The 20425-nt window shown below is 36.7% G+C and carries 16 protein-coding genes; 7 read left to right on the top strand and 9 right to left on the bottom strand.

The window, feature by feature from the left end; all coding sequences use genetic code 11:
- Positions 1-75: 75 nt before the first annotated feature.
- The gene (locus BLT30_RS04295; RefSeq protein ID WP_089871715.1) at positions 76-831 is read left to right on the top strand and encodes a response regulator transcription factor; all 756 of its coding nucleotides are present in this window, start codon (positions 76-78) and stop codon (positions 829-831) included.
- 92 nt (positions 832-923) lie between these two features.
- Here the strand turns inward: BLT30_RS04295 and BLT30_RS04290 are convergent, their stop codons facing one another.
- The 6 genes from BLT30_RS04290 to BLT30_RS04265 form a co-directional block, all read right to left on the bottom strand.
- A complete protein-coding gene (locus BLT30_RS04290) occupies positions 924-1325 on the bottom strand; it encodes a hypothetical protein (RefSeq protein ID WP_245707109.1) in 402 nt (133 codons plus the stop codon).
- Between the two features lie 115 nt (positions 1326-1440).
- A complete protein-coding gene (locus tag BLT30_RS04285; protein ID WP_089871711.1) occupies positions 1441-3021 on the bottom strand; it encodes a DHA2 family efflux MFS transporter permease subunit in 1581 nt (526 codons plus the stop codon).
- A gap of 78 nt (positions 3022-3099) precedes the next feature.
- Positions 3100-4215 (bottom strand): HlyD family secretion protein, encoded by a 1116-nt coding sequence (locus tag BLT30_RS04280; RefSeq protein ID WP_089871709.1) that lies wholly within the window; start codon positions 4213-4215, stop codon positions 3100-3102.
- Positions 4216-4334: 119 nt separating this feature from the next.
- The gene (locus BLT30_RS04275) at positions 4335-5633 is read right to left on the bottom strand and encodes a TolC family protein (RefSeq protein WP_245707108.1); all 1299 of its coding nucleotides are present in this window, start codon (positions 5631-5633) and stop codon (positions 4335-4337) included.
- A gap of 29 nt (positions 5634-5662) precedes the next feature.
- Positions 5663-6295, bottom strand: a complete 633-nt coding sequence (locus BLT30_RS04270) for a TetR/AcrR family transcriptional regulator (protein WP_089871705.1) — start codon at positions 6293-6295, stop codon at positions 5663-5665.
- A gap of 190 nt (positions 6296-6485) precedes the next feature.
- Positions 6486-7592: a DNA polymerase III subunit gene (locus BLT30_RS04265; RefSeq protein WP_089871704.1), complete on the bottom strand. Its 1107-nt coding sequence runs from the start codon at positions 7590-7592 to the stop codon at positions 6486-6488.
- Positions 7593-7886: 294 nt separating this feature from the next.
- Between BLT30_RS04265 and BLT30_RS04260 the strand changes: the two genes are divergently transcribed.
- The 3 genes from BLT30_RS04260 to BLT30_RS04250 all read left to right on the top strand — a co-directional run bounded on the left by BLT30_RS04260 (position 7887) and on the right by BLT30_RS04250 (position 10849).
- A complete protein-coding gene (locus BLT30_RS04260) occupies positions 7887-9164 on the top strand; it encodes a BamG family beta-barrel-assembly machinery protein (protein ID WP_089871702.1) in 1278 nt (425 codons plus the stop codon).
- 92 nt (positions 9165-9256) lie between these two features.
- Entirely contained in the window at positions 9257-9793 is a 537-nt protein-coding gene (lptC, locus tag BLT30_RS04255; protein ID WP_245707107.1) for an LPS export ABC transporter periplasmic protein LptC, read from the top strand.
- The gene (locus BLT30_RS04250; RefSeq protein WP_089871696.1) at positions 9794-10849 is read left to right on the top strand and encodes an anhydro-N-acetylmuramic acid kinase; all 1056 of its coding nucleotides are present in this window, start codon (positions 9794-9796) and stop codon (positions 10847-10849) included.
- A gap of 222 nt (positions 10850-11071) precedes the next feature.
- Here the strand turns inward: BLT30_RS04250 and BLT30_RS04245 are convergent, their stop codons facing one another.
- The gene (locus BLT30_RS04245) at positions 11072-11458 is read right to left on the bottom strand and encodes an orotate phosphoribosyltransferase (protein WP_089871694.1); all 387 of its coding nucleotides are present in this window, start codon (positions 11456-11458) and stop codon (positions 11072-11074) included.
- Positions 11459-11494: 36 nt separating this feature from the next.
- Between BLT30_RS04245 and BLT30_RS04240 the strand changes: the two genes are divergently transcribed.
- A complete protein-coding gene (locus tag BLT30_RS04240; protein ID WP_089871692.1) occupies positions 11495-12106 on the top strand; it encodes an NUDIX hydrolase in 612 nt (203 codons plus the stop codon).
- Between the two features lie 16 nt (positions 12107-12122).
- Here the strand turns inward: BLT30_RS04240 and BLT30_RS04235 are convergent, their stop codons facing one another.
- Together BLT30_RS04235 and gldJ are read right to left on the bottom strand one after the other, a co-directional pair.
- A complete protein-coding gene (locus BLT30_RS04235; protein ID WP_089871690.1) occupies positions 12123-13394 on the bottom strand; it encodes a UDP-N-acetylmuramoyl-tripeptide--D-alanyl-D-alanine ligase in 1272 nt (423 codons plus the stop codon).
- Between the two features lie 82 nt (positions 13395-13476).
- Positions 13477-15087 (bottom strand): gliding motility lipoprotein GldJ, encoded by a 1611-nt coding sequence (gene gldJ / locus BLT30_RS04230; RefSeq protein ID WP_089871688.1) that lies wholly within the window; start codon positions 15085-15087, stop codon positions 13477-13479.
- 160 nt (positions 15088-15247) lie between these two features.
- On the opposite strand from gldJ, the gene porU reads away from it, so the two are divergent.
- Complete coding sequence (porU, locus tag BLT30_RS04225; protein ID WP_089871686.1) at positions 15248-19222, top strand: type IX secretion system sortase PorU; 3975 nt, start codon at positions 15248-15250, stop codon at positions 19220-19222.
- A 41-nt stretch (positions 19223-19263) separates the two neighbouring features.
- On the top strand, positions 19264-20397 hold the full coding sequence (porV, locus tag BLT30_RS04220; protein ID WP_089871684.1) for a type IX secretion system outer membrane channel protein PorV: 1134 nt from the start codon (positions 19264-19266) through the stop codon (positions 20395-20397).
- Positions 20398-20425: the final 28 nt, after the last annotated feature.

Here is a 20425-nt window from a genome sequence, read left to right as displayed (position 1 = left end):
TGTATTTTTACATATTAACAAGGCAAATTTAGGTGCTTAACTGTCAACAATCAATACTGATAAATAACCATTTTGATGCAACCCATCCAATCCGACCTCAACAACCAACTACTTAAACAAAACTTTGTCTCTCGAACCGAAACAGAAAAATTGCAGTTGGAACAATGTCAGAGAATGGCTCAGAATTTTGTGGAACTAGAAAACGGGATTGCGATTCTAAGTGACCTCAAAAATAACAAAAGCTATGTCTATTCCGGAAAGATTGCAGACGAATTAAATATATTTCAGAATAAAAATAATCTTGAAATTGAAAGCATCTGGGAAGATGAATTGTTTAATATTTTGGAAGCGGATGATGTTTTGCAGAAGCATATTCTGGAACTTCAGTTCTTTCAGTTTATTAAAACGGTTCCGTTTGAAAAAAGAAAGGATTTTTGTGTGATTAGCAAACTGAGATTAGCAGATAGTCCGAAATCTTTGATCCATAAGATGTTTTATTTCTCGGACGCCCTTCATAACAACGTGGAACTGGCACTTTGCCTTTATCATTTCGATTTTCTGCCTTCCTTTGATTATACAGGAATGATCATCAACACCACGGACGGCAGCATCATTCGGCAGACAGAGGTGGAGAATTCTAACTTTCTCTCTGCCCGTGAAAAGGAAATTCTAAAGATGATTCAGTCCGGAAAAAAGAGCAAGGAGATTGCGGACATTCTTTTTATCAGCATCAATACAGTGAATCGACATCGTCAAAACATCCTTGAAAAGATGCGTGTTTCTAATACAACGGAAGCCTGTACGTTAGCAGCAAAACTCAAATGGATATGAAATTATGACTAATCTTAATTTCGGTAAGCACCTTACCTCGGGTGGCGTAGACACTCTACCTCGAGCGTGGTAAACATCTTAACACGGGCGAACTATTTATCCGCTGTCATTTCTTTGAGATTCTCGTCCTTCATTTTAGCTTCGATTTTCTCAACTTTCAGGCTTTGTCTCAGGTAACCGAACAGGCTCATATACCAATTGGCTATCCAAACCAAAGCGAAAAATGCAATGAGATAGCCACGCCAGTCATCATACAACAACTGAAATTGGGTAATCATTAAAAATATGAGACTGATATAATGGCTGAAACAATATTCGCAGGTGAAAAGGTAAAAGAATTTCCGTTTGGCAATGGACTGTGCACTTCCACAGACCTTCTGGCAGTATTCTCTCGGCTCACGGAAAATCTCTTCGTGTGTCACCGTCCACGCAATGCAGGCTACGGGAACAGCTATCACAAAAAGATAAATAATCTGGGATAATAATGGCATCATAATTTTGATTTTGATGGGATTGACAATTCAATTATTATTAAAATTGATGCCAAAAAAACTCAGAACCGATAATGATTCTGAGTTTCCACAAATAACTATAATTAAAACTTAAATATTAATGCGCCGAGCTAAGATCGATTTTCTCACCTTTGCCTTTACGTTCTTTTACGAACAATACGAACGGAATACATATCAGGAACATCAATCCCAGATAAAGGAAAACGTCCATATATGATAAAACGGTTGCCTGCTTCGTAACAGAGAAATCGAGCATCTGATAAGCTGCATCAAGCGCTCTGTCCGGCGTATATCCTTTGGCGATAAAACTTCCTTTGAGTGTCGCCACTCTTTGCTGAACATCAAAATCGTTAACATCCAGGTGCGACACCAGATTGCTTCTGTAAAGTTCACTTTTGTTGGCAATGAATGTTGTGATCGCTGCAATCCCGAACGAACCTCCCAACTGGCGCATCATTCCTGTAAAAGCAGCTCCCTGTCCAATTTCAGGGCCTTTCAGTGTACTGAGTGACAGCGATGTAATCGGTATGAATAGTAATCCTAATCCCATTCCTCTCACAATCAACATCCAGAAGAAAGCGTCTTTCCCTGTATCAGGTGTCAGGATTTTGTAACCCCAGAAACTGTAAACAAAGAAGATGAATAATCCTAAAGCTACCAATATCTGCTGTTTTGCACCTCTGGTCAAAAGCTGACCAATAATTGGCATCATAAAGGCAGTTGTCAACGCAGCAGGAATCATCAGTGCTCCGGATTGCAACGCCGTCCAACCTAAAATACTCTGCGTATAAAGCGGAACGATAAACGTTGAACCATACAACCCGAATCCCAAAATGAATGACATCACGGTTCCAATCCTAAGATTTCCGTTCTTGAGAACCCGGAGCTCCACAATCGGATATTTGAAGGTGAGTTCCCGCCAAATGAATAAAATAAATCCAACAACGGCAGTAATCGTCAAGAAAATAATAGCCTTGCTCTCGAACCAATCATCCTCGTGTCCTCTTTCCAAAATATATTGTAAAGAACCTACAAATGCTGCCAGTAATCCAATTCCAATCCAATCCACATCGGAAGCTGAACGCTTTTCGGAATATCTAGGGCTTTTCACAAATTGCAGTGTCAATAACGTTGCGATAATTCCCAACGGAATATTGATGTAAAAAATATAAGGCCAGCTGTAATTGTCAACGATATAACCTCCCAACGGCGGGCCAAGAGTTGGCCCGATAATAACTCCCAATCCGTAGATTGCCTGAGCCATACTTCTTTTCTCAACCGGATAAGATTCGGTGATGATGGTTTGTGATGTTACTAAAAGCGCTCCTCCACCAATACCCTGCATCAATCGGAAAAATACCAGTTCCCAAATATTGGTTGCATTACCGCAGAGAAAAGAAAAAATCGTGAATATGATTATAGATACCGCAAAGTAATTTCTACGCCCGAACTGTTGGGACAGCCAACTTGTCATCGGAACGATAATCACGTTACCGATAGCGTAAGCGGTAATGACCCAACCTACTTCGGAGAGCGTTGCACCAAGATTACCTTTCATCTCGTTAAGTGCCACGTTCACAATTGTGGAATCCACAATCTCAAGAAGCGCGCACATAATCGCCGTAATGGTAATAATGGTTCTGCGAAATCCGTATTCTACTAATGAATCGTCTTGCATAATTTCTGAGTTGGAAGTCAGAAGTCGGATGTCGGAAGTTTAAAACTTCGTGTTTCTTTCTTCAAACTTCATAATTTTTTATTTTAGTGAAACCACAGTTTGAACATTCATACCTACACGTAGTTTTTTCATAATATCTTCATTAAGATTGTCGAAAGTGATTTTAACAGGAAGTCTCTGAACAACTTTTACGAAATTACCACTCGCATTATCCGGAGGAAGCAATGCAAATGCAGAACCTGTTGCCGGAGAGAATGAACTAATCGTCCCTTGGAATTTCTGGTCAGGATAAGCATCGATTTCGATTTCTACTTTTTGTCCTTCTACCATTTTCTCAACCTGTGTTTCTTTGTAGTTCGCAACAACCCATTTTTGATTGCTTAAAACAATACTGAACAATTGTGAACCGGCCTGGATATATTGTCCAACCTGAACAGGAATCTTAGAAACATAACCATTTTCTTTAGCCGTGATCACGGTATAAGAAAGATTAAGTTTTGCATTTTCTACATCAACCTGTCTTTGTTTCAATTGAGAATTTGCAATACCAACATTTTGATAAGTCGCATTGGATTGTGATGTTACAACACCAGTCTGAACATTTGCCTGGTTTTTCTGGTCAATTAAAACCTGAAGTTGTTTCTGAGCCGTCTGATAAGCCGCAGAAGCCTGCTCATATTGTTGCTGCGTAATGGTGTGGTCTTTTACCAATTCAGAATATCTTTTCATATCCTGCTCTGTTCTCCAGACATTGACTTTTGCAGCTTCGATTTGTGCGTTAGCCGTTTGAACTGCCGCTTTAGAATTATTGATTCCTGAAGCTGCTGCCACTGAACCTGCATGAGCCGATGAAACATTACTTTGAGCCGTTCCCAAAGCCGCTTCTGCCTGAGCCAAAGCCATTTGCTGGTCTCTGTTATCAAGGACAATCAACGTATCGCCCTTTTTAACGAACTGGTTATCTTTCACTTTTACTTCGGCGATATAACCTGCTATTTTAGAAATCACAGGACTTACATCTGCTGCAATTTGCGCATCGTCTGTTTCCTCGTGAGCCTGACTGTACTGGTATTCCCTAAATCCGAAGAAAGCCGCTGCCAAAACTGCAGCTGTAACTACGATGTAGAAAACCGGACTTTTTTTCTTTTTAACCGGAATCTCTCCTTGCTCGAATTTTATATTGTCTTGTGCCATTTTATTTGTTTAAAGTTTTTTAATTATTTGTCCGATGTCCGATGATGGAGGTCGGATGATTTTAAGTAATTTTATTTCCGAATTGCAGTCATCGGACTTCCGACATCCTGCATCAGACCTTATTGATCAATTGTTCCTGTAGTTTGTAATAATTTTTTGTGAGCTAAAGCTGCGTCCGCTTTTGAAGTGATGACATTCACGTTTGCAGTGATTTTTGCCGTATCGGCGTCTAAAAGATTGGTGATGGTTTCCAGTCCGTTGTTATATTTATTAAGCGTAATCCTGTAATTTTCCTCGGCCTGTTCCAAAGTCTTTTGATAAACATCGATTTTTTTGTGGGCATACAGATCATTCTGATAATCACGTTTCACTTCCAGAGTTACGTTGTCATTCAATAATTCATTGTTAGCTGCCAATTCTTGTTCCTTAGCTTTAGACTGCATCAGACTCGAATTCTTTTTCCAGATATTGGACAGGTTGTAAGAAATTCCAACTCCAACATTCACAGCATTAGTGATTGTCAAAAGCTTCGGAATATCCGCCGCAACATAACCGCCGGTCAAAGCTAAAGAAGGAAGATTTTCTGCTTTAGCTGCTTTAGTTCCAAGAGCTGCCGCTTTTCTTTGATAATCCAAAGCCTGGATGTCTTTTCTGTTTTCTCTTGCCAGATTCAGATAATAATCATCCGGTTTTCCAAGGTCATCTGCTCCGATATAATTAGAATCAACCTCGATTTCCGTATTATCAGGAAGTCCAAGAAGCAAATCCATATTGATGTTCGCAATACTGTAATTGTTTTCTGCTTCCATCAATTGCAATTCGATATTCGAAGTTTGAAGTTGCGCTTTCAGTCTGTCATTTTTTGCAATCACACCATTGTTTTCCAATTTGATGAAAGACTGGTCTCTTTTCTGAGAAGACGCCAAATTCTCTTTCAACAATTTCACAACTTCCGATGCTTTGAAAAGATTGTTATAAGCCTGGGAAATGTTGTATGCAATTGCATTTTTATCATTTTCTGTACTCAATTTCGAAGCTTCTACAAGATATTCCGCAGATTTGATCCCGTATCTGATCCTTCCACCGGAATATAATGGAACCGACAGATTCGCAGAGCCATACAACACATTGCTCACCTTGGGTCCACCACCTGCCAATCCTGGAATTTTAAGATCGACATTCGGTTCAAGAGGAAGATACATATAACTTCCGGAAACCTTGAGCTCCGGCAATTGTCTGTTCTTAGCTTCCAGAAGGTTTGCCGTGGATTCTTCTATTTTAGCTTGGTCTATCTTTAGATTTTTGCTATTTTCTATTCCTAATTTCACAGCTTCTTCCAGACCTAATAATCTTTTTTCCTGTGCGGAAACCGAATAGAAAGCCCCGACAATTATTGCTGCGGTTAAAAATTTATTCACTGTTATTTATTGTTAAGGTTTGAGTAATCTTATTGTTCTTTGTAGCCGACCATTGCTCTTACAATGGACTTCACATGACTTCTGACTTCTTCGAAATATTGATTCTCGTAATGTTTTTCGTCGAAATTGGGATTGTGTTTTTTCAGATATTCTTTGTACAGTTTCATTCCGTGCATCGCATTGAATATCGTTCCGGAAATGGTACACTGCAAAAGATGATAAGAAGGTCTTATTGTAAAAATTCCCTTTTCCAGTCCTTGTTCTATGATCTTTTGATTGATTTCTATGTAATTGATTTTATAATCTTTCAAAAAATTCTGAATATTCTTGTTCTGAGCAATAACCTGTTGTGTGTGAACTAGTAAAAAGAAATCTCTTAACCTCTGAACTCTGTTTACAAAATTATCAATGAAACCTTCGATTTTCTCGATTTCACTCAATTCATTATTTTCCAAAGTATTTTTGGCGAAGTTAAGTCCTTCCTCCATTCTCCATTTGAAAAGCTCTTCCAAAAGATTTTCCTTTGACCCGAAATAATAGGAAATCATCGAAACATTAACTTTCGCTTTCGTTGCAATATCTCTTACAGAAGTCCCATTATAACCATTAGCTGCGAAGAGCTTCTCCGCAACCATCATAATATGTTCTTCCTTTGTTGCCATAATTGATTTTTTTTGACGATGCAAAGTTAAATCAAAAAACACATTCAATCAAACATTTGTTTGATTAATTTTTTATTAACGATATATTGAATTTGTCTATAATCTTAAAATATTGGCTAAAAGAAGAATATTAGAGATCTATTAGATAAAAAATCTTCAACAAGTGGAAATAAAATTGAATATATAAAAATCAGGAAGCTGATTTATGAATATAGCGTGTCAATTTGATCCCCATATCTGTAAGGACAATCTTGGAATTGGCGTTTCTGGAAATGTGATAAGATGCGTCTGTAATTTCTTCAACAATGGAAACAATGTTCGCCCCGTGAATGAATTTAGAAAACGAGTTCCAATTGAAATTACCTTCACTGAGTTTTTTGTAAACAAGATTATCATTTCCATAATTCTGAAGCATTGCCAAACGAAAAATCTCAATACAATAATTGAGGAATTTCATTTGTTTTTCACGGTTCCATTCAGAGATTTGGCGTGCCCATTTTACAATTTCGCGTAGAACTTCGGGCTTCTTTTTGGCCTGAAAAGCATTACGAACCCATTGAATAAATAAAGTTTCGAATTCCGAAGCACCTTCATTATTTTCTGAAAGTGACTTGGCAAGATTCCAATCACCTTGTGCCTGATAAGCAATTTCTTTTGCCGAATCATGATTCTGAAGTTTTTCTAAAATATCTTCATCATTAATTCTCGGAACATTGACTATCTGGCATCTGGATAAAATCGTCGGAAGAATATCATTCGTACTCGGAGCACAAAGAATGATGAATGTATTTTTTGGAGGTTCTTCCAGGAATTTCAGGATTTTGTTGGCAGCCGCATCATTCATTTTGTCCGCTCTCCAGACAATCAGAATCTTACTCCCGCCTTCGAAACTTTTCAGGTTGAATCTCTGTCCTATATCCTCCGCTTCGTCTGCGGAAATGAAAAACTGTTTGTTCTCAGACTCCAAAAAGCTTGTCCAATCATCAAATGACGAATATGGATTTTCCAGAACCATCTCTCTAAAATTATCAAAAAAACGTTTGCTCAATGAAACATTCTTCTCAGAAAAAACAGGAAAACTGAAATGCAGATCAAGATGATTGAGATTCTCAACTTTATGAACAGAAGCTGGATTTTCTTTTTCAAAAATCTCCTGGGCCATCGCCAAGGCCAAAGGCAAAACACCAAAGCCTTCTTCGCCTACAAAAAGCTGCGCGTGCCCTACTCTGGAATCCTGGATACTATCCCGTAAAAGATTTTTGATAGATTGTTGACCAATGATCTGTTCCCATTTCATACGTAGTTACTATTTTTTAAGTCGTATGCAATCGCCTCAATCAGAATTAGTCAACTTTAACATAATTGTAATCGGCGATTTCATAAGGGCAAAGATAATATTTTCGGCACAAGTCAGATGTCGGATATCAGAAGTTTTTTCTGTGATCTGTCAAAAAAATCAAGTAATCTATCAATCTGTCTAAATTATCGGAAAATAACAGTAATCTATCGAAACTACTTAACAAACTTTAACCCAAATATATTTTTGCAATTCATTATTAATTAAGATATTTGCGCATTGAAATTTTAAAGGATGAAGAGAATTTTTGTTTTATCATCATTGGTGGCAGGATATTTCCTGAACGCTCAGAGTATTGGTAATTCGCCATACGGAGCATACGGAATTGGAGATGTGAAATATGATAATACAGTCGATATCAGTTCAATGGGAGGGATTTCTACGGCTTATATTTGGGATTTTAATAATAATTTTAATTTCCGAAATCCGGCTGCAAATACCAACCTGGAACTTACAACCCTGAAAGTAGAGGGAACAAACGAGAATAATTATTACAGATCTGACTTTAATAATATAAAAACAGATAAACATTCGACATATCTGTCCAATATATCGATAGCTTTTCCTATCTCCAGAAAAATAAAATTTGGGATGGGCTTCCAGCCATATAGTTCTAAAAGCTATGATATCGTTACAAGCAAACTTCTACCGAACAGTGATGTGACACAAGTTAGCAATTTCCATGGTGAAGGATCTCTGAACACCGTGCAGGTCGCTTTATCTTATCAAATCAATCCAGAATTTGCATTAGGTCTTAGATCTAATTATTACTTCGGAAAGTTGTATGATATAGAGGAAGTAGCTTTCACTGGAGCAGAATTAATCAGCGGATATTCTAATAATTATAGAGTGAGTGCTTTCAATTTTACCTTGGGAACTACTTACCAGAAAAAATTAGAGAACAATCATAAATTGACTGTTGGAGCAACATATACCATTGGAAACAGTGGAACGCTGAAAAACACTTACACAAATAGTACCTATTACTATCTAATTGGAGAAACCAAAGGTTTGGAAACTATTGTGGACCAACAAGTGAACTATGATAAAAAGTTCCTTCCGCAAGAAGGTTCTCTTGGTCTAGGTTATGGGAAAGAGACCAAATGGTTCCTAAGTGCCCAGCTAGACTATAAAAAAGGAGAAAGCATCAATTTTTTAGGCGTTCCTTTTTTCTACCAGGATTCTTATAGATATTCTGTTGGAGGTTGGTATTTGCCAAATTACAATAACTTCCGTTCGTATTTTTCCAGAGTGATATACCGTTATGGTGCTTATTACGAAAAAGGGAATCTACAGATCAATGGCACCAACATCAATAAATATGCTATAACTGCAGGTGTAACTCTTCCTTTCGAGAAAAGCCAGATCAATCGTATGAACAGTATTGATCTTGGGATAGAAGTGGGGAAAAGAGGAACATTGGATAATAATTTAATTCGACAAAATTTCATAAATTTGAGAGTTGGAATCAATTTCGCGGATAAGTGGTTTGCTAAACGCCTTTATAATTAACGATATTTGATTTGAACATTGATAATTTTATGAGTAGTCATTGTTTCAAAATATTTAATACAAAAACATCACAACATTTTATTTTGTTGCTGATGTTTTTTCTTATTCAGTCCTGCGAAGAAGACATCGCTAAGGTGAATAATCAGAAGAAGAACACCAATTTTGCCTCCACCGTCATTCATAACGGAACTATCATTCAAAAAGATTCCGGAATTGTAAAAGTAAAATTCAAAGCTCCGCTTATAGAGCAATATGAGTTGATCGATTCTCCTTATATAGAAGCCCGAAGGGGTATTTATCTCGAGTTCTTCGATAAGAAAAACCCGAAAGTTCCTGGTAAAATCTGGGCAAAATATGCCAAAAATAATATCAAGAAAAATTTCTATTTTGCAAAAGGCAGAGTGAAGATCATCACAACAGAAGGACAAACGTTTGTGACAGAAACCATCAATTGGGACCAAAACAAACATAAAATGTACACCAAAGACACTGTTTTTGTTTCGGATAAAGAAGGTAATATTCTTGTTGGTGCACACGGAATGATTGCAAAAGATGATTTTTCAGAATATACATTCTACAACAATTCCGGAAGTTTCAGTTCCGCTAATTTACCCGCAACCAGCAAGTAAATGGGAGCTCAAATTTTTTATGCAATTGGTCTAATGTCTGGAACAAGTCTTGACGGACTGGACATTTGTTATGCAAAATTTGTAAAACAAGGATCCAATTGGAATTTTGAGATCCTGAATTCTGAAACAGTTCCTTACTCTTCTGATTGGGAAAGATCTCTGAGAAATGCCATCCATCTGTCCAGTGAAGAACTTCTGAAACTGAATGTTGATTATGGGTTCTATTTGGGAGAAAAAACGCAAGAATTCATTTTAAAAAATAATGTTATAGATCTTGATCTAATAGCTTCTCATGGTCATACTGTTTTCCATCAGCCACAGAAAAAATTTACGCTACAGATCGGTGATGGAAGAGCGATCAGATCCAAGATCAATAAAACTGTCATTTACGATTTTCGAAGTCAGGATGTGATTTTTGGAGGAAATGGCGCACCTTTGGTCCCGATTGGTGATGAATTGTTATTTTCAAAATTTGATGCTTGTCTTAATTTGGGTGGATTTTCCAATATTTCTATGAAACGAGATGGAAAAAGATTGGCTTTCGATATTTGTCCAGTTAATATTATTTTGAATGAATTCGCCATTAAAATTGGAAAGAAATATGACGAAAATGGTGATTTTGCAAGAAAAGGAATTATTGAAAAAAAACTTCTTGAAACATTAAATCAATTAGAATTCTATTCATTATCACATCCAAAATCTTTAGGAATAGAATGGGTCGATGAGAATATTCCTTCTTTAGTTCAAAGTCAGGAACCAGAAGATCTTTTGGCAACTTTTACGGAACATTCAGCCATTCAAATTGCAAAGACCTGTAATGAATTCGAAATTAAAAATGCACTGATAACCGGTGGTGGTGCGTATAACTCTTTTCTTATAGAAAAAATAAAAGCAAAGACCAAAACCGAGATCCATATTCCTGAAAAGGAGATCATTGAATATAAAGAGGCATTGATCTTTGCTTTTATGGGCGTTTTGAGATCACAGAATCTCAACAATGTCATATCATCCGCAACCGGAAGTGTTAACGACCATTGTTCAGGATCAATCTGTTGATCCACCAAAATTGCCATTAAAATATAGACAATATAAAGCCCATCTGTTTTGATAATAAAATTTGGGCACGGAAAACGTCAATATTAAACCCAAAGCAAGATAAGTAGCAGTATTTTTCGTAAAAACGTTCACGTCTCTTTGCTTGAAAAGCATTAAAAATGTAAATAAAAAAAACCCTTCAGAGTTACAGATTCTTAAAAGGTTTTATTATAAATTAAAATTCTACAACTGCTCGATCTTGTCTGTCAAAGAGTTGATAAAATTCTGTAGCGGTTTTTCCACCATCATTTTGATGAACGGATTGAATTTTCCTTCAAATAACAGTTGAACCTCGGTCTGATTTTCATTTAAAGGATTCATAGAACCTGTCAAAGCGAAATCCAGGCTTGAGCTTGCTGATTTCAATACAACCTGCTCATTAGAAACATTATCTATTTTTAAAGCAATTTCCGGCATCCCTTTCAGTCCGAATTTGAAACCATCTTCCCTTGCTTCAAAACTCTGAAGGCCTTCCGGCATCAGGTCCTTATAATCCTGAGGGTTTTTAAGCATCCCGGCCAATTCTGATGAAGATTTATTTACTATAATTTTTCGTCCTTCTAAATTCATTTTTATATTTTTGTATTAATATTAATAGCCCTACAAATGTATAAAGTTTTTATCAATGAGAAAAAATTAATTTTGAGTTCTGAGCCTCAAAATAGCCCTAAAACACTGAATTATGATGGGGCGCATAGTTTTGATTTCGCTATTGATCTACTAGAAAACACACCATCACAAGGTTTGAATATTTATCATTCGGATATTGATAAACTATGGACAGATTTCAAACAATTTTTCAAAAACATTGAAGCTGCTGGTGGCATTGTCCTAAATCCAGAAAACAAAATACTTTTCATTCATAGATTAGGAAAATGGGACCTTCCAAAAGGTAAAATTGAGATCGGTGAATCCCGAGAACTTGCTGCCATACGAGAAGTAGAAGAAGAATGTGGAATCTCCGACCTTGAGCTGAAAGACTTTATCAATCCGACTTACCATGTCTATACCGAGAGGGATGGACAAAAAGTTTTGAAGACCACTTACTGGTTCGAGATGTCTTATAATGGAAATGAAACCCCAAAACCACAAATAGAAGAAGGCATCAATGAAGTGGGTTGGAAAACCGAGGAAGAAATTGAAAATATAATTCTGCCTTCGACTTTCCAGAATATCAAATTGATCCTTAACAACTTCAAAAATAAAAATCCTCAATAGTTTGAGGATTTTTATTTTATATATAATCGATTATTTTTTCGAGTGCTATTCCACGAGATGCTTTTAGTAAGACATTCTCTTTTCTAACTGGGTTGGATTTTAACCATTCAATGAGCTGTGTAGTGTTTTCAAATGCACGATCTGAGTTGCAGACCGATTTGAAATTAGGGCCAACAGTTATCATTTCATCAAAGCCACAAGCTTTGGCAAATTCTAAAATACTCTGATGTTCTTTCAGGCTTTCTTCTCCCAACTCCAACATATCTCCAATAATAATCAGCTTGCTTCCTTCAAATGTTTTGAAATTCTCCAAAGACACTTGCATACTACTTGGATTTGCATTGTAAGTGTCCAAAACCAACGTCTTATTTCCTTTTTTCTGGATTTGAGACCGCATGTTGGAGGGTATATAATTTTCTATTGCTTTCTTTATTTGAGAAATATCAAGACCAAAATGTAAACCTAATGTAACTGCTGCTGATAAGTTATCATAATTGTAATTTCCTGTAAGATTTGAGAACATCTCTGTTCCTTGGTAATTAATTCCAACAAAATGGTCTTTATATATCGGTTCGAAGAAATAATCGGATCCTGGGGCACCAAAGGTTATTTTTGGTGAATAATTATCTGTCTTCTCATACTGGATCTTATCATTCTCATTAACAAGAATTGTCTGCCGGTGTTGTTTTAGATAATCATAAAGTTCAGATTTGCCCTTGATCACACCTTCAAAGCCTCCAAAACCTTCGAGATGTGCTTTCCCAAAATTGGTGATATAACCTAAATTAGGTTTTGCAATTGCACAGAGATATTCAATTTCTTTTTGGTGATTAGCTCCCATTTCTATAACCGCAATCTCATGTCCTTTTCTTACCGAAAGAATCGTCAAAGGAACACCAATGTGATTATTAAGATTTCCAAATGTATATTGAACATTGAATTTTTCTGCAAGAACACTGCTGATCAGTTCTTTGGTGGTTGTCTTTCCGTTACTTCCTGTAAGTCCGATGAATGGAATATCTAATTGATCTCTATGAAATATGGCCAGATGCTGCAAAAATGTCAAGGTAGAAGGTACATAGAATATATTATTTGGAGGATCAACATATTTCTCATCTTCGACAATTACTGCCGAAGCGCCCATGTTTATTGCATCCGTTGCTTTTTCTGCAGCATTGTAGCTTTCACCGGAAAAAGCAAAGAATATACTTTCTTTTTCAACTTTTCTGCTATCTATTACAACGTTCTTACTTTGCAAAAATATTGGATAAAATTCACTGATATTCATGGTTCAAAAATATTAAAATGCTTCTATATAAAAACAAAAAACAGCAGGAAATTCTGCTGTTTTTTATCTGATATTATATCAATTATCTTTTTGTACGTGCCTTTTTGCTATTCTTAGCATCTTGTGCTACACGGAAACCTATCCAGCCGTAACCTTTTGTTTGATTTTTGAATCTTCTTTGTCCCGGATCCAACCAATAAGCTGAATCTAACCAAGAACCACCTTTCACCACTCTGACATAATCTGATATTTGTGAAGTAACTTTAGCTTTATCTTTTTCAAGAACTACACTTCCATCTTTATTGACAATGAATTTTGGTTTAACAGAATTATACATATTAAACTCTGCGCTATCACTAGGTGGCGTTCCTCCAGCGTCAAGTGAAGACTGATAATCTCCATCTCTATAATTGCTGTTATCCTCAAGGGTTTTTCTCTCGAACTCACCTGGTAATCCTCTATAAACCACACGGCCATCAGCAAGAGTGTCATACTTGATGCTCGTATTATCTATTTTCTTGTATGTTCCGTCCTCATTTCTTACAGGCTGTGTTACTACGTTCCCTCTATAGTAATTAAAGTCGCTAAATTCTTCATCTATCATTGGTCTGTAGATATCAGCTACCCATTCTGCAACGTTACCATACATACCATAAAGTCCAAGATCATTAGAAGGATATTGTTTCACATCAGCAGTTGTAGGTGCGCCATCGTTTTTCCAACCAGCAACACCGGAGTAATCTCCTCTACCAATCTTGAAGTTTTCCAAGTACATACCTCTATTTCTTCCTTTTTTACCTTTCAGGTTAGAAATCTCTGTATTTTTACCTAGATAATTGTTATATTCTCTTTGTTTTTGAAGACCTAATGCCGCAAATTCCCACTCTACCTCTGTCGGAAGTCTGAATTTTTCTACAAGACCAGATGTTGCACCTCTGTTAGCAGCAATGATTTTCTCATTAGTAGTTTTGATGCCTGTTCTCTTCTGAAGCTTTTGCTTATCTATGTAAGAATCCAATTCAGGGTCACCAGATTTGAATTTGTCCATATTGAACGTAGCTCCAGCCGTTGAACCTTTATCAGCGCTGTAAAGATCTTTGGCAATGACACCCTGATTCATCAATGCTTTTTCATTAGCTCTGTCTGTAAGCCAGTCACAATATTTTGTAGCCTGCAACCAAGAGACACCTACAACAGGATAGTAGTCATATTCTGGAGAGCGGAAGTAAGTTTCAGCATAATCGTTACGAGAAAGCTTATTATTCCAAACCAAAGTATCTGGTAAAGCACCAACTTGGATGTTCTTAAAATTAGGGTCTGATGAAGGGAATACTAATCTTAGCCAAGTGACATATGATCTATATTCATAATTGGTAATTTCTGTATCACCCAAATAGAAAGAGCTAACCTGCATTCTTCTTGGTGTATTATTCCAATCATGCATTACATTGTCAGCCACTAAGCCCATTGTAAAAGTTCCACCTTCTACATAGACCATCCCCGGCAATGCCTTTGCCTTTTGTTCTTTTCCTGAAAAAGCCCAACCATTTTTATCATTGGGTTTCCAACCGGTCTTGCTTACAAATCCGCTTCCGCCAGGCTTTGCATTCTTGGAGTTGCCTCCTCCCCCACAGCTTACCAGTAGAATTGTGGCGCTTAAAGTAACTATCGAAAACAGTTTGGTTTTTTTCATAATTGATGTAGAAATTTTCAAAGTACAAAGAAAAAATAAATTCTTTAATTAATCAAATATTGTTTGCCTTTTTTTGATAAAACGCAATTAAATTAATTTTATTATATACCATTTTTTTAAAAAAATCGTTTATTTTGTAATCTTAAATAAAATATCATTGATGAAATTCAAATTCTATATTATTGCTTTGTGTTTTCTTTCTATGTCCGGGTTCGCTCAAAAAGTAGTCCTCAACTGGGAAGGCCTCAAACAGATAGACCGCGGAGAGTCCGAGAAACTAAGTTATCCTTTTTTTACCAATTACAATCATCAAATAGAAAACAATACCGTTTTTGCTGGTTTTAATTTTAAGACCAATAATCAGATCAATATAGATCAGTTGCAGTGGCAAGAGTTACCTGCAAAAGATAAAGGTGACCTGAACATAAATTCGGTTTCCTCATCTCCAAAGATCAGTATAGCCTATTTTTTCAATAATTCTGAAAACTCTGAGAATGCCAATATTCTTATAGAAACTATAAAATCTGAAAATAATAAGATATATAAATTGGTTTCCTTCAATATTACTCAAACCAATAAGAGAATTTCAGAAACGGATAAAATTGGGGATCTAAAGTACGGAACAACCGAAAACCCTTTAAAATCAGGTACTTTTTATAAAATAAAAGTAAATAAAAGCGGTATCTTCAAAATCACCAAACAATTTTTACAACAAAATGGTATCAATCCCAATGGCATCAATCCTAAGAATTTCAGAATTTACGGAAATGGAGGATTGGCATTACCAGAGTATAACCAAGATGGGCGATATGGTGCTTTGCAAGAAGATGCCATACAAGTAGTGGGAGAAGATGATGGCGTATGGAACGATAATGATTATGCATTATTTTATGCACAAGGACCAAATGGATATAATTTATTCAATACAAATAATGGTAAAGGATTTAAAAGAAAGGAATACAGATCAGATCCATCAAATAATTTCGTGAATATTTATGATGACTATTCATATTATTTTATAAACTTTGACCTTGGCCCAGGCAAAAGAGTACAGACAGTTGACAGCACACTTCCAACTACCTTGATCACAAGATATGATGATTATCAGTACATCAACGAAGAAAAATTCAATCTTGTAAAATTAGGTAGAATTTGGACTGGTGATGCCATATCCGGAAGTAGAGAAATTACATTTACGACAAGAAGTCCAATGAGAGCAAGTGATGCCATACTTTTCAGGACACAAACTATCGGTTTCAATGCACAGTTGGCACGGATAAACATTGATGTAAACGGAAATTCGACTGAGCAATCTGTAGTAGGGACAGATAATAATTTTGATACTGAGAAACATTTTGGAACGTTAACGAACCAAACTGGAAATAGCATTAAATTCAAATACACTCCCAATACAAGTGCAAATCCAAATGGTGTCTTTTATTTTGATTATGCAGAGGTACAATACAAGGAGGATCTAAGTTATAATGATTCTCAAATGAATTTTAGAGATTTTGGAATTGCAGAAGGAAGCAATAGTTTATATGGTTTTTCTGTAGCCAACGCATCTAACATAGAACAAATATGGGACGTTTCTGACGTTACAAACCCTAAAAAAGTAACTAACAAAAATTCACAAAACTCAACCTTTAATTTTGGATATCTGGCAAGTAGCCTAAACTTCAACAATGAGTTTACTGCCTTTAAAAACTCTGCTGCTTTCGAACCTAGCTTTGTTGGCAGGATAGATAATCAAGACCTGTCTGCTCTTACTAATGTTGACTATCTTATTATTACCCAGCCAGCATATTTTAGCCAGGCACAAAGGCTGGCAACCCATCATCAATCAAAAAATGGATATAATGCTCAAATTGTAGACGTAAATAAAATATATAATGAGTTCAGTAGTGGCGGAAAAGACATTACGGCGATTAGGGATTTCATTACCAAATTGAACACACCTGCGCACCCATTAAAGTATGTTCTTCTGATAGGCGATACATCATACGACTACAAAAACCGTATCGCGAATAATACTGACGTGATACCTAGCTACCAAAGTGAAAGCAGTGCGGATGTAAAAAATTCTTATGTAACGGATGACTATTTTGTTTTGACCAGTAAACAAACAGTCTCTTCCAACACAACGTTCAATATTAGTCAATTTTTACCCGATCTTCCTATTGGGAGATTACCCGCAGACAATGTACAAGAGGCCAAGGTCATGATAGATAAGACACTTGCCTATTACAATGATCTGCCTGGACAAACCAATCCTTTTGGAGAATGGCGAATGAAAATGGATTACGTAGCTGATGATGATTATGAGGGCGCCGGTACACCAGCCGGAATACCTGGTCCATTCCATTATCTGGTTGACTATGCTATAACTCAGAACTTCACAGCTACCAATAAACCAGAATACAATATCAAAAAACTTTATCTAGACGCTTTCCCAGCTGTAACAAGTGCAGGTGGACAGAGATACCCACAAGTGAATCAAGCCATTACAAATGACATTGGCAACAGTTTATTTTTGTTTTACTTTGGACATGGTGGCATCAATGGATGGGCGCAAGAAAGAGTACTGACCTCTACAGAAGTTCAGGGCTTTAATAATTTCTCTTCTGTTTACAGTAGATTTCCCCTTGTCTCTACCATAACATGTGAGTTTACGCTTTGGGATGAACCCACTACTAATTCTGTAGGCGAACAAATGATAAAACATACTACCGGCGGTGCAGCTACACTAATTACTTCCAGTCGTGCCATTTCTGTAGATTATGGAAGAAAGATCACTCCACTTTTCATAAAGAACTTGTTCAAAGTAAACCCTACGACTGACGATTTCACTACTATTGGAGATGCACATCTTGCTGCGAAAAGGGACTTTTTCACTACTTCCGGATATGGATCTGATGTCAATAGTCTTAGAGTTAATTTTTTAGGGGATCCCGCCATGAAGCTGAGCAGACCCAAGAGATTACTTCAAATAGATGAAATAGAAACCCCCGTCCCAAACCAAATAAGAGCATTAGACTTTGTTAAAGTCAAAGGGCGTGTCCTAAAAGCCAATGGAACATTAGACAATACTTTTAAAGGGCGTGTTGTAGTCAATATCTTTGATAAAAAAATTGAAAAAAGTACACTGAACAATGATAATGTAGATCCCGGTTCGGTTCCAATGGTAATGAAATTTACCGAAGAGCCAAGTGCTATCGTAAAAGCTTCCGGCCAAGTCAATGATGGCAATTTTTCAGTAGAATTCTATGTACCAAAAGATATCAATTACGAATTGGGAAGCGGTAGAATTCTTGTATATGCTGAAAACTTCGAAGATAAGAAAGCAAGTGCGTACGATGTATTTAACAATCAGATCCAAACCGTAGGAGGCATAAACCCAGATGGTATCAATGACTCTGAAGCACCTTTGGTCAATCTTTATATGAACAATATTAATTTTGCCAACGGAGGTATAACAGACCAAAACCCAATGTTGCTTGCCTGTGTTAGAGATAATATGGGAATCAATTCTACAGGAGCGGGAATTGGACATGACATTACATTTGTTCTAGACGGTGATGTGGTAAATACGACTGCTATTAATGACTATTTTATTTCAGGTGATAACAATGGGTGTAAATATGGAGACTTGCAGGATTATCAAAAAGGATCAGTAACCTTCCCTTTAAAAAGTTTGACTCCCGGCGAACATCAATTGACCTTTAAAGTTTGGGACATCAACAATAATTCTACAACCTCTACGTTAAACTTTGTAGTAAAAGATGAGGCCGACCAAAAATTAGTTGTGAACAGACTACTTAACTGGCCAAATCCTTTTACTAATAAAACTTATGTCCAGTTCGAGCATAACTGTGATGACATATTAGATGTGAATGTCCAGATCTATACAATTACAGGGAAAGTCGTGAGGACCTTGTCCACAAGTATCTCAGCAGAACCATTTTTACAAGGCTTCAGAACGCCAAGACAGGCAATAGAATGGGACGGAAAAGATGATTTTGGTGATACTGTTGCAAAAGGTACGTATATTTTTAAGATATTTGCACGCAGCCAGAATCAGGAAAAATGTTCCGGAAGTGCAACGGCTGTGGAAAAAATGGTATTATTAAAATAAAAACATAATATATCGGTAAATTTTACCTTAAAAGAGCAAAAATGAATTTAACAAAAAGATTATTTTTAGGATTAGGAATTGGCGTATCTGCCTTTGCTTTTTCTCAAAACGTCCAACCTGTATTGACAGGTGCTCCATTTCTGAGAATTTCTCCAGATGCAAGAGCTGGTGGTATGGGTGACCAAGGGGTGGTCACATCTACCGATGTATTCTCACAATTTTGGAATGCTGCAAAATATCCTTTTGCAAAAGTATCTTCAGGATTCGGTGTTAACTATACTCCATATATGAGTAAGCTTACCAGCGATGTATTCTTACTTTACGGATCATTCTATACATTTTTAGGAGACGAGGAAAGATCTACACTTAGTGCGAGTATCTACTATTTCAATATGGGGGAAGTTGATCTTACAAGTATTGTAGGAAATGACGTGCAACAAATGGGAACATCAAAACCAAATGAATTCTCTATCGACCTTGCCTATGGTCTGAAATTAACGGACACTTACTCCATGGCAGTTACCGGGCGATTCATCAGGTCAGATCTAGGAGGAAACTTTGGGTCTACAGACGGAACGCTGAAACCAGCTAATACATTCGCTGTAGATGTTTCGGGATACTTTATGTCTCCAAAGCATGAAAGTATCAGCGGTTATGAAGGTCGTGTAAAAGCAGGTTGGGCAGTACAGAACTTAGGTCCAAAACTAGATTACACGGGTGATGAAGAATCTAGATCCTATCTTCCTACAATGGCAAGATTAGGTCTTGGCTATGACCTGCTAATAGATGATCAGAACAGATTCAGTTTAAGTGGAGAAGCTTCTAAGATATTGGTGCCTGGTCCGGATGAAACCACTGGACAAGTTCCAAATGTTGGTGTAATGGAAGGAATCGGAAAATCATTCAGTAATAAGAAAAGTATCATGTTCAGCGGAGCTGCGGAATACTCGTATGATGAAACTTTTGCTTTAAGAGCCGGTTATTTCACAGAAGCACCGGAACAAGGTGCCAGACAATATGCAACCGTGGGTGTTGGGTTCAAGTATGCCTCATTTGGATTAGACCTTTCTTATCTTATCAATACGTCTAAGATCAATTCGGCCTTGGATAATACGCTTAGATTTGGTTTGACCTGGAACATTGGTAGCGAAACTTATAACGCAACAGATTATTAATATTATTTTATTAACTATATTTTTTAAA

Source organism: Epilithonimonas hungarica (assembly GCF_900102265.1).
GTDB lineage: Bacteria > Bacteroidota > Bacteroidia > Flavobacteriales > Weeksellaceae > Epilithonimonas > Epilithonimonas hungarica.
The sequence above is the reverse complement of the archived record's forward strand: the minus strand, read 5'-3'. Positions and strand labels throughout refer to the sequence as shown.

Bases quoted from the DNA above. Each gene is read 5' to 3' on its own strand.
- BLT30_RS04295 (WP_089871715.1), top strand. From the start codon at position 76: ATGCAACCCATCCAATCCGACCTCAACAACCAACTACTTAAACAAAAC.
- BLT30_RS04290 (WP_245707109.1), bottom strand. From the start codon at position 1,325: ATGATGCCATTATTATCCCAGATTATTTATCTTTTTGTGATAGCTGTT.
- BLT30_RS04285 (WP_089871711.1), bottom strand. From the start codon at position 3,021: ATGCAAGACGATTCATTAGTAGAATACGGATTTCGCAGAACCATTATT.
- BLT30_RS04280 (WP_089871709.1), bottom strand. From the start codon at position 4,215: ATGGCACAAGACAATATAAAATTCGAGCAAGGAGAGATTCCGGTTAAA.
- BLT30_RS04270 (WP_089871705.1), bottom strand. From the start codon at position 6,295: ATGGCAACAAAGGAAGAACATATTATGATGGTTGCGGAGAAGCTCTTC.
- BLT30_RS04265 (WP_089871704.1), bottom strand. From the start codon at position 7,592: ATGAAATGGGAACAGATCATTGGTCAACAATCTATCAAAAATCTTTTA.
- BLT30_RS04260 (WP_089871702.1), top strand. From the start codon at position 7,887: ATGAAGAGAATTTTTGTTTTATCATCATTGGTGGCAGGATATTTCCTG.
- lptC (WP_245707107.1), top strand. From the start codon at position 9,257: ATGTTTTTTCTTATTCAGTCCTGCGAAGAAGACATCGCTAAGGTGAAT.
- BLT30_RS04250 (WP_089871696.1), top strand. From the start codon at position 9,794: ATGGGAGCTCAAATTTTTTATGCAATTGGTCTAATGTCTGGAACAAGT.
- BLT30_RS04245 (WP_089871694.1), bottom strand. From the start codon at position 11,458: ATGAATTTAGAAGGACGAAAAATTATAGTAAATAAATCTTCATCAGAA.
- BLT30_RS04240 (WP_089871692.1), top strand. From the start codon at position 11,495: ATGTATAAAGTTTTTATCAATGAGAAAAAATTAATTTTGAGTTCTGAG.
- BLT30_RS04235 (WP_089871690.1), bottom strand. From the start codon at position 13,394: ATGAATATCAGTGAATTTTATCCAATATTTTTGCAAAGTAAGAACGTT.
- gldJ (WP_089871688.1), bottom strand. From the start codon at position 15,087: ATGAAAAAAACCAAACTGTTTTCGATAGTTACTTTAAGCGCCACAATT.
- porU (WP_089871686.1), top strand. From the start codon at position 15,248: ATGAAATTCAAATTCTATATTATTGCTTTGTGTTTTCTTTCTATGTCC.
- porV (WP_089871684.1), top strand. From the start codon at position 19,264: ATGAATTTAACAAAAAGATTATTTTTAGGATTAGGAATTGGCGTATCT.